General features: G+C 60.9%; 15 protein-coding genes. 8 read left to right on the forward strand and 7 right to left on the reverse strand.

Annotated features, from left to right (window positions below; translation table 11 throughout):
• Positions 1-2 precede the first annotated feature (2 nt).
• From cobT to QMX85_RS04820, 3 genes are read left to right on the forward strand one after another with little or no spacing between them, the layout of a single operon-like run.
• Positions 3-1,013 carry a nicotinate-nucleotide--dimethylbenzimidazole phosphoribosyltransferase gene (cobT, locus tag QMX85_RS04810; RefSeq protein ID WP_282339060.1) on the forward strand — a complete coding sequence of 337 codons (1,011 nt, stop codon included), beginning with the start codon at positions 3-5 and terminating at the stop codon, positions 1,011-1,013.
• Positions 1,010-1,567 carry an alpha-ribazole phosphatase family protein gene (cobC, locus tag QMX85_RS04815; protein WP_282339061.1) on the forward strand — a complete coding sequence of 186 codons (558 nt, stop codon included), beginning with the start codon at positions 1,010-1,012 and terminating at the stop codon, positions 1,565-1,567. The genes cobT and cobC overlap by 4 nt, the downstream gene beginning before the upstream one ends.
• Before the next feature lie 28 nt (positions 1,568-1,595).
• Positions 1,596-2,324 carry an adenosylcobinamide-GDP ribazoletransferase gene (locus tag QMX85_RS04820; protein WP_282339062.1) on the forward strand — a complete coding sequence of 243 codons (729 nt, stop codon included), beginning with the start codon at positions 1,596-1,598 and terminating at the stop codon, positions 2,322-2,324.
• A gap of 86 nt (positions 2,325-2,410) precedes the next feature.
• On the opposite strand, the gene QMX85_RS04825 is transcribed toward QMX85_RS04820, so the two are convergent.
• Positions 2,411-2,938 carry a Bro-N domain-containing protein gene (locus QMX85_RS04825; protein ID WP_282339063.1) on the reverse strand — a complete coding sequence of 176 codons (528 nt, stop codon included), beginning with the start codon at positions 2,936-2,938 and terminating at the stop codon, positions 2,411-2,413.
• Positions 2,939-3,119: 181 nt separating this feature from the next.
• Here QMX85_RS04825 and QMX85_RS04830 point away from each other — a divergent pair, with 181 nt between their 5' ends.
• Positions 3,120-3,356, forward strand: a complete 237-nt coding sequence (locus QMX85_RS04830) for a helix-turn-helix transcriptional regulator (RefSeq protein ID WP_282339064.1) — start codon at positions 3,120-3,122, stop codon at positions 3,354-3,356.
• Between the two features lie 213 nt (positions 3,357-3,569).
• Here QMX85_RS04830 and QMX85_RS04835 read toward each other — a convergent pair whose 3' ends face one another.
• The 4 genes from QMX85_RS04835 to QMX85_RS04850 form a co-directional block, all read right to left on the reverse strand.
• Positions 3,570-4,904: a hypothetical protein gene (locus QMX85_RS04835; protein WP_282339065.1), complete on the reverse strand. Its 1,335-nt coding sequence runs from the start codon at positions 4,902-4,904 to the stop codon at positions 3,570-3,572.
• Positions 4,897-5,955, reverse strand: coding sequence for a nucleoid-associated protein (locus QMX85_RS04840; RefSeq protein WP_282339066.1), 1,059 nt, complete (start codon positions 5,953-5,955; stop codon positions 4,897-4,899). The genes QMX85_RS04835 and QMX85_RS04840 overlap by 8 nt, the downstream gene beginning before the upstream one ends.
• 62 nt (positions 5,956-6,017) lie before the next feature.
• Entirely contained in the window at positions 6,018-6,788 is a 771-nt protein-coding gene (locus QMX85_RS04845) for an NERD domain-containing protein (RefSeq protein WP_282339067.1), read from the reverse strand.
• A 284-nt stretch (positions 6,789-7,072) separates the two neighbouring features.
• Positions 7,073-7,402 carry a four-helix bundle copper-binding protein gene (locus QMX85_RS04850; RefSeq protein ID WP_090227735.1) on the reverse strand — a complete coding sequence of 110 codons (330 nt, stop codon included), beginning with the start codon at positions 7,400-7,402 and terminating at the stop codon, positions 7,073-7,075.
• A 157-nt stretch (positions 7,403-7,559) separates the two neighbouring features.
• Between QMX85_RS04850 and QMX85_RS04855 the strand changes: the two genes are divergently transcribed.
• The 4 genes from QMX85_RS04855 to QMX85_RS04870 all read left to right on the forward strand — a co-directional run bounded on the left by QMX85_RS04855 (position 7,560) and on the right by QMX85_RS04870 (position 9,945).
• Positions 7,560-7,973 carry a MarR family winged helix-turn-helix transcriptional regulator gene (locus QMX85_RS04855; RefSeq protein WP_282339068.1) on the forward strand — a complete coding sequence of 138 codons (414 nt, stop codon included), beginning with the start codon at positions 7,560-7,562 and terminating at the stop codon, positions 7,971-7,973.
• A 43-nt stretch (positions 7,974-8,016) separates the two neighbouring features.
• Positions 8,017-9,201 carry an MFS transporter gene (locus tag QMX85_RS04860; RefSeq protein ID WP_282339135.1) on the forward strand — a complete coding sequence of 395 codons (1,185 nt, stop codon included), beginning with the start codon at positions 8,017-8,019 and terminating at the stop codon, positions 9,199-9,201.
• The gene (locus QMX85_RS04865; protein WP_282339140.1) at positions 9,198-9,323 is read left to right on the forward strand and encodes a hypothetical protein; all 126 of its coding nucleotides are present in this window, start codon (positions 9,198-9,200) and stop codon (positions 9,321-9,323) included. Before QMX85_RS04860 ends, QMX85_RS04865 begins: the two co-directional genes overlap by 4 nt.
• Before the next feature lie 61 nt (positions 9,324-9,384).
• Complete coding sequence (locus QMX85_RS04870; RefSeq protein WP_282339069.1) at positions 9,385-9,945, forward strand: glutathione peroxidase; 561 nt, start codon at positions 9,385-9,387, stop codon at positions 9,943-9,945.
• A gap of 93 nt (positions 9,946-10,038) precedes the next feature.
• Here the strand turns inward: QMX85_RS04870 and QMX85_RS04875 are convergent, their stop codons facing one another.
• Entirely contained in the window at positions 10,039-11,307 is a 1,269-nt protein-coding gene (locus QMX85_RS04875) for an outer membrane protein transport protein (protein ID WP_282339070.1), read from the reverse strand.
• 203 nt (positions 11,308-11,510) lie between these two features.
• On the reverse strand, positions 11,511-12,365 hold the full coding sequence (locus QMX85_RS04880; protein ID WP_282339071.1) for a sulfurtransferase: 855 nt from the start codon (positions 12,363-12,365) through the stop codon (positions 11,511-11,513).
• Positions 12,366-12,706 lie beyond the last annotated feature (341 nt).

The following is a 12,706-nucleotide window of genomic DNA, read 5'->3' on the forward strand; positions in this document are numbered from 1 at the left end:
CGCTGGACCTCGCCGCGCGCGCCGAGGCCGAGGCGCGCCAGGCGCAACTGACCAAGCCGACCGGCTCGCTGGGCCAGCTGGAAGGGGTCGCGCTGGCGCTGGCCGCCCTGCAGGGCGGCCGACCGGATATCCGCCTGCCCTGGATCGCGGTGTTCGCCGGCGATCACGGCGTGGTCGCCGAGGGCGTCTCCGCCTATCCGCAGGAGGTCACCGGGCAGATGCTGCGCAACTTCGTTGGCGGCGGCGCAGCCATCAGCGTGCTCGCCCGCCAGTTGGACGCACGCCTGGAAGTGGTCGATCTCGGCACCGCCTTTGCGCTCGACGCGCTGCCCGGCGTGCTGCACCTGAACCTCGGCGCGGGCACCGGCAACTTCGCCCGGGAGGCGGCGATGAGCGACGCGCAGCTGCGCCTGGCCTTGCAGGCCGGCCGCGACAGCCTGCTGCGCGCCAAGGCCAGCGGCGCCGACCTGTTCATCGGCGGTGAAATGGGCATCGGCAACACCAGCGCCGCCAGCGCCCTGGCCTGCGCGCTGCTGGGCCTGCCGGCACGCGACCTGGTCGGCCCCGGCACCGGCCTGGATGCCGGCGGCGTGGCGCGCAAGGCGGCGGTGATCGAACGCGCGCTGGCGCTGCACGGCGCGTTTCTCGGCGATCCCTTCGAGGTGCTGCGGCGCCTGGGCGGCTTCGAGATCGCCGCGCTTACCGGCGCCTATCTCGCCGCTGCGCAGGAGGGCGTTGCGGTGCTGGTAGACGGCTTCATCTGCAGCGTCGCCGCGCTGCTCGCGGTGCGCCTGAATCCGGCCTGTCGCGACTGGCTGCTGTTCGGCCACCGTGGCGCCGAGCCGGGCCACGTCCGCGTGCTCGATGCCCTGGCCGCGCACCCTTTGCTCGACCTCGGCCTGCGCCTCGGCGAGGGCAGCGGCGCGGCGCTGGCGGTGCCGCTGCTGCGCCTGGCCTGCGCGCTGCACAACCAGATGGCCACTTTCGCCGAGGCGGCGGTGTCCGACCGATGAGGCTCGACCTGCTGCGCCACGGCGAGACCGAATCCGGCGGCGGCTTTCGCGGCAGCCTCGACGACGCGCTGACCGCCGTCGGCTGGGAGCAGATGCGCGGCGGCATCGCCGCGTGCGGCCCCTGGGATGCGCTGGTCAGCTCGCCGCTGCAACGCTGCGCCGCCTTCGCCGACGCCCTGGCCGCCGAGCGCGGCCTGCCGCTGCACCTGGAGGCGGACCTGCGCGAACTGCATTTCGGCGAGTGGGAAGGGCGCAGCGCCGCCGAACTGATGGAAACCGACAGCAAGGCGCTGGGGCATTTCTGGGCCGACCCCTACGCCTTCACGCCGCCCGGCGGCGAACCGCTGGCGGCCTTCGAGGCGCGCGTGTTCGGCGCCCTGGCGCGGCTGCAACGGCGCTTCGCCGGGCAGCGCGTGCTGCTGGTCACCCACGCCGGCGTGATGCGACTGCTGCTGGCGCGCGCCCGCGGCCTGCCGCGCGGCGAACTGCTCTCGGTGGTGGTCGGCCACGGCGAATGCCATCGGCTGGACCTCACGATCGATCCAACCCCGTAACCTGCGCCGCGCGCAGCGCTGGAGCCCCATGCAGCCGTTCCTGATCGCCCTGCAATTCCTCACCAGCCTGCCGATCCGCCTGCTCGGCATGCCCAGCCCCGAGCAACTGGGCCGCTCGCTGCTGTACTACCCGCTGGTGGGCGCGCTGATCGGGCTGATCCTGCTCGGCGCCAACGCGCTGCTGGTCGGCAGCCCCGCCGCCCTGCATGCGGCATTGCTGCTATCGCTCTGGGTCGGCTTGAGCGGCGCCCTGCACCTGGACGGCCTCGCCGACAGCGCCGACGCCTGGCTCGGCGGCCTGGGCGACCGCGAACGCACCCTCACCATCATGAAAGACCCCCGCAGCGGCCCGATCGCCGTGGTCGTGCTGGTGCTGGTCCTGCTCCTCAAATTCGCCGCGCTGCTGGCGCTGCTGCAACAAGGCGATACCCAGGCGCTCTTCCTCGCCCCCATCCTCGCCCGCGCCACCCCGCTGGCACTCTTCCTCACCACCCCCTACGTCCGCCAAGGCGGCCTCGGCCAAGCCCTGGCCGACCACCTGCCACGTAGCACTGCACGCTACGTGCTGGCAGCCACGGCGCTGGGCGCTCTGCTGATCGCGGGTTGGAGTGGGGCGTGGGTAGTGCTGCTGGCGGTGGCGCTGTTCGCCTATCTGCGGCGGGCGATGATGAAGCGGTTGGGTGGGTGTACCGGGGATACGGTGGGGGCGGTGTTGGAGTTGGTTGAGGTGGGGGTTCTGGTGGGGTTGGCGTTTTAGTCGAGCGGGTGGGAGCAAAGGATTATGAGTTGCCTGGAAACGCTGCAAACCCAGTGAAATGGAGCATCCCATGTTGATGGCGGTGTTCAGCGCGGCGCACCGGCTCGGGAGCGCCCACGCCACCAGCGCGCCAACCACGATTGGGGCTTGCTCGGTGCTGAGCGGGCCTGCCGATGGAAGCGGGGCAACTCGCCCAGGGCGATCCACAGCTCACCCTGCCACTCCAGCAGATTGACCTGCTGGTTGTCCCAGGCCATCAGGCAGCGCGATGGCTCATGCCCGTCTCCTGCCTCACTGTCGCGCAGCGCCGGCAAGGCCACATGGCTGAGCCAGCTACGTAGATGGCGATTCTCCGGATGCGAGAAGCGGCACAACGCCCTGTACATGCCCGACTCACTGAGCACCTCCACCGCCTCCAACTGCCCGCTGGCCAACTGGAAATGCACCATCCGCACCTGGTCGGCATCCATCAGCCGACAGATCCGCTCCGGGTGGCGATGACCCAGCAAGCGCGCAAACTCCCGAGCACAGACCCACGGCTGCCTGTCGATCATCACGCCACGTAACGGGCGGTTATGGCGCATCAGCACGATGGGGATGTAGGCATCTTCCATGAGGCCTCCCGACTGTCAGTCGTTAATGGCGGGTGTGTTCGAGCGTGCGGGCAGGAGAATGCGCACGCATAGCGTGTCTAGGGCGAACGGCTTTTGATACCCTGCCAAAACTAAGATTCTAAAGGTTCCTATATTGGAACTTATGATGGTTCCAATATAGGAACCTGTCAAGGGGGTTAAATTGGATTTACCGGCAAAAATGAAGGCGATACGGGCCAAGGAAAACCTGACCCAGGAAGATTTTTGCCGGGAAGTCGATATCAGCTTGAGCAGTTGGAAGAAGTACGAAGCCTCAATCACCGACATGGGGCTCGCCCCGTTCCTCAAGGTCACTAACCACCCGCGCTTTAAAAAGTACGCACTGTGGCTGACTATCGGAGAAACGGCCCCGGAGTGTGGGCAGATCAGCCCGCTTTGAGGTTTTGGTTGTAGATCTAAGAGTTATGAGCCGCCTGGAGATGCTGCAAACCCAGCGAAATCGGGAATAGCTTACGCAGGTAAAATTAGCTAAAAGCAGCGTGGTTACTGGTGTTGAGAGCAGTTAAGCGAAGGTGCATGAAGCTAGTCGCTGTACCGCTAGTGTACTTCTACCGTGGTTTCGGAATAGGCGTAGAGCTGTAAGGTAGGCCTATTATCCGAATACTAGTATGCTCAATATTATTAGTATTAGAGCTGCATATATAAAGTCAATGACTCTCTTTATGCGGCCATAGTTTTCAATGGCCTCTCTGATAGGGCGCCTTGATATTTTTTTAAGCTCGCTTTCGGCGACTAGGGAACTAAGGCCTTTACTCCAGCTTCTGCGGAATCTTATCTGGGTGCGAATGAATATTTTGTTCTGGTAGCCAGTGAGGAGAATGCTAATCGCTAGCCAAGCAATCGTTGCTATTAGCAGAAATGATGCACTTTCCTTGGTGATAATGCTTTTTGCAATCAGCGTTTGTCTTAATGTTGCAATCATGAGTGTTATGCTTGCATCGCGAAGGAGGCTGGATGTAAGGGCACTTGTTTTTTCAATTATTTTGTTTGTTTCATCAGATACTGTTTTTCGAATGTCGGTTATTGCTTTTAATAGATCGCCAGTTTTAACTAGTAAGTGGTTTTTATAGTCTTCTCGAGAGCTTGAGAGGGAGGGCTTAATGGTTCTTGAAATGTATCTGATCCAGGTTTCAGATTTCTTGGGGTCGTTGTGGGAGAGTCGCTGGCATAGCAGTGTATGCCTTATTTCGACTTCTCTCGATGTTTCAAAAATCCAATTGAGAGCGTCGTGAATGTTGGAGTGTTCGTCTCGCGTGATTGCTATGGTGCGGTTGTCATGCCGTAGGTCTAAGGTCTTACTTCCTTTAATTGAGTAGTGTTTACTTCCATCGATGACTGATATTTCAGATGCTAATAGCATGGATGCTTTAGGTGTGGCAATATCTAGCCATTTTAAAAATAAATCATCAGAAGTGACCGGCTCGCAAGGGGTTATCCAAAATAAGTGGTGATGGTTGATTTGTGAGCCTGTATAGTCTTTTATTATTTTCCTGGGGTCGGCTAGGTCTATATTTCTCTTGTCTTCTTGTACACTGCTTTTGAGAAGATCCCACTTGGTAATGTTGCAGGTCAGAGTCCTGAAGTCGCTAGTGTCTTCATGTATAAAGATATTTTTGGACTTAGTTATCTCGCTTGATTCAAGATTTTTTAAGAATCCTTGAATCGAGAAAAAATAGTTGTTTTCTTGGGTTCTGGCCTTGTTGAAAACAACTAATTCAATTCTGAAGTTTGATAGGTCTTCAAGTGTTGGGAGGTTTATTCTTTCATCAAATTCATCACTTATTTGGAGTGAAAAATTAAAATTCCCCTGGGCAGCTAGATTGTTCAGTTCAAAGGCCAAGAAGTTGTCTGTAGCGTTATGGGGGCGATAAAATGCTGCATCTAATGACTCCCCTTTAAGTGAGAGTCTTGAAAAAATATCAATCATCCGCTTCGTCTTCCAAGACATACTGGTCAGTGACTATTCGGATTATCTTTTTTGCACCATCCTCTTCAAAGAAGATGTTTTTATCTATGTCGCTGCTCGTGTAAATAACTCTTACGCCCTCGTAGGTCTGCTTTATTTTCTTGGAGCCTTGCTTTATCGCTTCATGAGATATTTCAAATTTCTCGTTTGATATTTTCTTCTTTTTCAAGGATGCGACGAAAGCTTTTCTTACTTTTTCTTCTTTGTGTGCCTCGCCGAAAGCCGCTGTTAGAATTTGCTCGTGATTTTCTGGGTCAAATTCTACGGTGTCTTTTACAGCTTGCCGCATCTTGCTCTTAAGCCTTTTTCTTATCTCTAGGGGGATTAGAGCTGATTGAGATTTTGCTGTTTCTTCTAACGCGGCTATAAGCCTCTCCGTTAATAGTGTGCTTGTAAACAGGCGATCGGCTTGCAAGTAGGCCTTTAGTTTTTCGGTAATGTCGCCCTTGTTCCCGCTTCTATCGGTGCAAACTATACTGGACTGCGGGCAATTAATATCGAAAAGTACGGATTTCTGAATTGCTTTTTTGTCTTGCACAAAGTTGTTAAGAAATTGGTTGAGGATAGGCTTTGATTTGCCGTCTTCTAGTATTTCTGTGGTGTACGAAATTACACTCATGTCGTCATATTTTATTATCGCTCCGTAGATTTTATCTTTATTTTTTATTTTCAGAAGCATTAGTGCGCCAGGTATAAGTCTTTTGTCTGACTGAAAAAGCTCCTGGAACTTCTCTGCAAGTCGTTCAGATGTATCAACAAAAGCGTGCTGACTTGTGAGCGCCGTCTTTACCTGATTCTTTACCCAAGAGTCATCTTGAAATCGGTATTTAGTCCCTTTGATCGTTTCTCTTAGTCGATCAATAAAGAATTTAGAGTAATCCGCAGGCGTTTCTACCTCCATGAGAATTCTTGGGGTATTTAAGTCTGGGCTTACTATGTGAAATATGATTCGCTCCAGTTCTGCCTCGTCTGCGATTTGGTATTCGGTCTCTTCTATATTTTCTTCTGTCATTATTGGTTTCTTCTTTTAATGTCGAAGCATTATTGATTGGAAGTGTTAGCGCTGTTCTAGGGTCATAGCCCCTGCATTATTCTGCACTTGGGGAAAGCCGAGCATCCCCAGAACTCTTTTCCCGCTTTCGGCCCTGACTTCACTGTGCGGATCAGTAGTGCGCTGCCACATCTCGGACATTGCCGCTCTGCAGTCGGATCACTACGTCGTTTGAGGTTTTGCACATGCTCGCGGTGGGTGGCGAAGGTTGGCGCGCGGCGGCCGGTTTGCAGGGTGTGCAGCATGGCGTCGACTTCGGTCTCGCTGAATACCGGATGCCGGAATGACTGGATATAGCGGATAAAGCCGATGCCCTGGGTGACGTTGGCCGGCACTTCGGTTTTGAAGGTGCTGCCGCCGACGAAGGTGATGACCGAGTGCAGGTGCTCGGGGCTGACGCCGAGGGTGGCTTCCAGCGCCTTGAGGTGTTTGTAGTTCTGCCGCAGGGGATTCTGGAATTTGGAGGTGTGCTTGTAGAGCTTCTGGGTCCACTGCGCCTGCTTCTCGCTGCCGAAGATCCAGCCGCTCATGTTCTTTGTTTCCAGCACGAAGATGCCAAAGGGCGAGAGGAATACGTGGTCGATCTGCGTGGTGCCGTCGGGCGTGTTCAGGGTGACGTTGTGCAGGCGGCGGTAGGTTTGCCTATCCAGCTGCCAATGGGCGAACAGCCGCACCAGGAGTTCGCCGATATGGCCCTTGGCCCACGGCGATTTGAGCAGGCCGATCAACAGTAGGGTGGGAATCAGCCAGGTGGCCGTGCTGAACAGGGGACGGAGTATTACGGCGTAGTCCATTGCTTCTTCCTTGAGCAAAGCCTTTTGGCAGCCATTGCGATCCGAGAGGTCGAGGCTGCGCGCGGACTCGGATAATGGCTAATTGCCTGGCTTGGCTCAAGGGCTACAGCGTCCACCGATGACAATCGGTAACGGGCGGCGTGAGGTGGAAGAAACCCCACGAAGATACCGGCACACGAGCACGCTTTTACCGATCGACGCAAACTGGGCGATGGCAGCTGCAGGCCATCAACAACGAATGGCAGGGAGGATCTTTCCGATCATCCCTGAACGCAGGCCCGCCCCTACGCCACCATCGCCTCGCACTCCGCCGCGCAGCGCTGGCAGGCCTGGGCGCATTGCTGGCAGTGCTCATGAGAGTGGCGGGCGCATTCCTCGGCGCAGGCCTGGCAGGCTAGGGCGCAGAGGTGGCAGGTTTCTTCGGCGAGGTCGCTGCCGCGGACCATCAGGGCTTCGGCGAGGCGGCAGAGGTCGGCGCAGTCGCGGTCGAGGCGGATGCAGGCGGCCATCATCGTCACGTCGTCCTCGCGCAGGCAGGCGGCGGCGCAGGCTTCGCAGGCAATGACGCAGGCGCTGCAGGCCTGGATGCATGAGAGATAGCGTTGCTCGGTCATCGGAGCGCTCCATGGTTTACCGCGTTTGACCACTAGTGACCGGTGCTTTGGCGGCCAGTTCTGGACGGCCTGACGGAAGGCGCGTCGGTGCCCTCCGGCAGGACTTCCAGGGTGCGACGATTTGACTCCGAGAGAATGCGGGTATATACACGCATCCATGACGACGACCCATTGCCTCTGCACCCAACTGCGTCGCACCGCCCGCGGTGTGACCAAACGCTATGACGACGCCCTAGCCGATGTGGGGCTGACCACGGCGCAGTTTTCCCTGCTGCGCCATCTCGAGCGGCTCGAATCGCCGAGCATCACCGACCTTGCCGCCGCCATGGGGCTGGAGCGCAGCACGCTCGGCCGCAATGTGCGCGTGCTGGAAGGCCAGGGGCTGCTGGAGCTGGGCAATGCGGTCGACCAGCGCAACCGCCTGGTGTCGATGACCGCGCTGGGCCGTGCGCGGCTGGACGACGCGGTGCACGCCTGGAACGACGTCCAGCTACAACTGACGCAGAAGTTCGGCAGCGAGAAGCGCGCGGCGTTGATCGCGCTGCTCGACGAGCTGCATGCCCTCGAATGAAAACAAAAACTTAGGAGTTCACATGGCTGCGTCTTCGCGCCCGATGTTCTGGATCATGCTGTCGGCGGCGCTGATCCTCGCCCTGTCCCTCGGCACCCGCCACGGTTTCGGCCTGTTCCTGCCGCCGATGAGCGCCGAGTTTGGCTGGGGGCGCGAGGTGTTCGCCTTCGCGATCGCGCTGCAGAACCTGATCTGGGGGCTGGCGCAACCCTTCGCCGGCGCGCTGGCCGATCGCTTCGGGGCGATTCGCACGGTGATCATCGGCGGCGTCCTCTATGCCCTCGGCCTGGTGCTGATGGGCTTCGCCGACTCGCCCTGGACGCTGTCGCTGAGCGCCGGCCTGTTGATCGGCCTGGGCCTGTCCGGCACCTCGTTTTCGGTGATTCTCGGCGTGGTCGGCCGCGCCGTGCCGATGGAGAAGCGCAGCATGGCGATGGGCGTTGCGGCGGCGGCGGGCTCGTTCGGCCAGTTCGCCATGCTGCCCGGCACGCTGGGCCTGATCGGCTGGCTAGGTTGGTCTGCGGCGCTATTGGTGCTCGGCCTGATGGCGGCGCTGATCGTGCCGCTGGCGGGCATGCTGCGTGATCGTCCGCAGCCGGTTCAGGCCCACGAGCAGACGCTCTCCGAGGCCGTGCACGAGGCGGTTGGCCATTCGGGATTCTGGCTGCTGTCGCTGGGCTTCTTCGTCTGCGGTTTTCAGGTGGTGTTCATCGGCGTGCACCTGCCGGCCTATCTGGTCGACCAGCATCTGCCGGCGACGGTCGGCACCACGGTGCTGGCGCTGGTCGGGCTGTTCAACGTCTTCGGCACCTATATCGCCGGCTGGCTCGGCGGGCGGATGTCCAAGCCGCGCCTGCTGACCTGGCTGTACCTGGCGCGCGCGGTGGTTATCACGGCCTTCGTCTTCACCCCGCTGACGATCTGGACCGCCTACGCCTTCGGCATCGCCATGGGGCTGCTGTGGCTGTCGACGGTGCCGCTCACCAACGGCACGGTGGCGACCCTGTTCGGCGTGCGCAACCTGTCGATGCTCGGCGGCATCGTCTTCCTCTTCCACCAGTTGGGCGCGTTCCTCGGCGGCTGGCTGGGCGGCTATCTGTACGACAGCACCGGCAGCTATCAACTGGTCTGGCAGTTGTCGATCCTGCTTAGCCTGATCGCGGCGGTGCTCAACTGGCCGGTACGCGAGAAGCCGGTGGCGCGTCTGGCGGCAGGGCCGGCGGCGTGACCCGGACCCTGGTGCTGCGCCTTGGCGCCGCGCTTGGCGTGGCAGTGCTGCTGGCGCTGGCCTGGTTCGGCTGGCACGCCGGCGGCATCGCCCTGTTGCAGCTGGGCGTCGGCGTCTGTTGAACGGCGATTGCCGCTGCCTGCTCCGGCAGCTAGCCTGAACCGACCTCATCAGGATATCGCCATGACCCTATCCCGCTTTCTGCCGCTGGCGCTGCTCACCTCGCTGGCCTCGCCGATGCTGTTCGCTGCCGACTGCCCGCCGCTGTTGCAGCATGAATTACCCAAGCTGCGCTCCAAGGACACCCTCGATCTCTGCCAGTTTTCCGGCAAGGCGCTGGTGGTGGTGAACACCGCCAGCCATTGCGGCTTCACCCCTCAGTTCAAGGGGCTCGAAGCGCTCTACCAGCGCTACAAGGGCGACGGCCTGGAAATGCTCGGCGTGCCGTCCGACGACTTCTTCCAGGAAGACGACGACGCGGCGGAAACGGCCAAGGTCTGCTACCAGAACTACGGCGTGACCTTCGCCATGACGCAGACCCAGCCGGTGCGTGGCAGCGATGCGACGCCGCTGTTCCGCGAGCTGGCCGCGCAGGCCGACGGCCAGGCGCCGCGCTGGAACTTCTACAAGTACGTGGTGGATCGCCAGGGCAAGGTGGTCGGCGTGTTCAACAGCAAGACCAAGCCGGACGACCCGGCGCTGGTCGAGGCGGTGCAGAAGGCGCTGGCAAGCAAGGCGGATTGAGGCAGGCATTGCCGGCGGTGCGCGCGGCGCACCCTGCGGCGAGCAAAAAAACGCGCGGCCTGGGCCGCGCGTTTTCGTTTTTGCCGGTGACGCTTAGAAGCGGTACGAGACCTGGGTGCCGATACCGTGGGCGCTGTTTTCGTAAGTGGCGTTGTACACGCCCTTGGTCGCGCTGGCCTGGTTGATGTCGACGTCTTCTTCCTTCAGGTAGGAGTAGGCCACGTCGACGGTCAGGTCTTCGGTCGGGCTCCAGCCGAAGCCGAGGGACAGGGTCTTGCGGTCGCCGGTCGGGATGCGCGGCGAGCGGTCCTGGTTGTTGGCCGGGCTCTGGTCCATGCCCAGGCCTGCGCGCAGCACCCACTGCTTGTTCAGCTTGTAGGAGGCGCCAATGGCGTAGGCCCAGGTGTCATGCCAGTTCTGTTCTTCCGTGATGGTGCCGAAATTGCCGGCCAGCGGGGCAGGCACGCCATCGTTCTGCACCACGATGGATTCCAGACGGCTCCAGCGGGTGAAGGTGGCGCCGCCGTAGACGGTCCACTGGTCATTCAGGTCGTGCGTGATCGAGAAGTCGGCGGATTCCGGGGTTTTCAGCTTCAGCGAAGCATCGTACTTGCTGCCCGAGAAGGGACCGAAACCAGCGCCGGTGATACGCGTATCACCCTCGAGCTTGTAGTCGACCATCGAGTGGTAGGTCAGGCCCGCGCGGGTTTGCGGCGAGAACTCGTAGAGCACGCCAACGTTGTAGCCCAGTGCGGTGTCATCGCCCTTGATGCGTGCGCGACCGTCGTTGATACCGGGCGAGCCGGCATTGAGCACCGCGCTTTCCAGCTTGCCGGAGATGCGGTTGACGGTCAGGCCCAGGCCGACGGACAGCTGATCGTTGAAGCGGTAGCTGACGGTGGGCTGTGCGGTGACGACCTTCACTTCGCTGTAGTCGCCGAAGTAGCGACCCTGGAAGCCACCTTCGTAGTCGGTGATCAGGCCGAACGGGGCGTAGACGCCGAAGCCGAAGGCCCACTTGTCGTTCAGCGGGTTGACGTAGTAACCGGCCGGTACGGCGGTGAACGGCACCATGTCGCCGTCGTTGCTGCCGTTGCCCGGCAGGCCGCTGGTGTCCTTGATGTCGGTCTTGGCGATGATCGCCGCGGCGCCCAGGCTGACTTCCTGGCGCTTCAGGCGTGCCATGCCGGCCGGGTTGCCGAAGACGGTGGTGGAGTCCTCGGCGGAAGAGGAGCGACCTGCGAAGTTGGTGCCCATGCCGCTGACGCTCTGTTCGTTGAGCGCGAAGCCAGAGGCGAATACCTGGCTGGAGGCCGCCGCGATGGCGATGGCGAGGGCGCTTTTCAGTGTTTTTGTTATCACGGGTTCGGGACTCCTGTTGTTAGTCGGTGTGAAACTAAACGAGCTGACTGTGTCGGCATCGTCGAAGTTCCAAGCGAGTCTTGGCTCGCAAGCGGCGCGATGATGCCTGTTCCGCAACAATCCCGGCAAGCGCTCGAAGGCTCAACCGATGAAACGGATGTTTGAGCTGTAAATGCCGGTCTAGAGCGCTTTTAAACTGACTCTCAATCGCCGATTGCGACCGGTCGGTCAACTTTCGTGATCCACTCGCTCCAGGAACCGGCGTACAGCGGCGCCAGCGGGTAGCCGGCGAGGTTCAGCGCGAACAGGTTGTGGCAGGCGGTGACCCCGGAGCCGCAGTAGGCGACCAACTGATCGGGCGAGCGCGTCTCCAGCAGGGCGGCGAAACGCTGGCGCAGCTGTTCGGCCGGCAGGAAGCGTCCATCGGCGCCGAGGTTGTCGGTGAAGGCCGCACAGCGCGCGCCGGGAATGTGTCCGGCCACCGGGTCGATCGGCTCCACCTCGCCGCGAAAACGTGGCAGGCCGCGGGCGTCCAGCAAGGTCATGTCGGGTTGCTGCAGACGTTGCAGCAGACGGTCGGCGTCGATCACCAGGCTGTCGTCCGCTACGCCGTCGAAACCGCCGTTGCCCGCGGGAGGCACGTCGCGGGTCAACGCCAGGCCGGCTTCCTTCCAGGCTTTCAGCCCGCCATCGAGCAGATACAGACCGTCGCGCTTGCCGAGCCAGGCCAGCAACCACCAGGCCCGCGCGGCGAACGCGCCGGGGCCGTCGTCGTACATGACGATCTGGCTGTCGTCGTCGATGCCCCACTCGCGCAGGCGCTGCAGCAGCGTCGCCGGCGAGGGCAGCGGGTGCCGGCCGGTAACGCCGGGCTGAACCGGCGCGGAGAGGTCGCGTTCCAGATCGGCGAAATGGGCGCCGGGAAGATGCCCTTCGGCGTAGCTGCGCTGGCCGTAGGCGGGGTCTTCCAGGGCGAAGCGGCAATCGAGGATGACCAGGCCGGGCTGGCCGAGGCGCTGGGCGAGGGTGTGCGGGTCGATCAGGTGGGCGATGGTCATCCGGTGCTCCTGCTGCGAAGGAATCGATGGCGCATGATAAACGCCACTGGCATGTGGGCGGGGCCACCGCCCAAAACGGGTTCAGCCGTAGGTTGGATCGCGCTCTATCGTTCCACCGGGGCGGTGTAACGGTGGATGAAAAGAGCGTCATCCACCCTACGCCTGAAGGGAGTCCGGTGCATCCGATGGGGGCGGTGTGTACTGAGTGACGCCCAGGCGTAGGGTGGATCGCGCTCTATCGATCCACCGTGCGGTGTAAGGGGGGATGAAAAGAGCGTCGTCCACCCTACGTCTGACGGGGCCGTCCAGTGGGAATGGGTGAAGGGCGCGACCGGCAGTCC

Origin of the sequence: Pseudomonas sp. PS02288, from assembly GCF_029959715.1 — a bacterium.
Classification (GTDB): domain Bacteria; phylum Pseudomonadota; class Gammaproteobacteria; order Pseudomonadales; family Pseudomonadaceae; genus Pseudomonas_O; species Pseudomonas_O kuykendallii.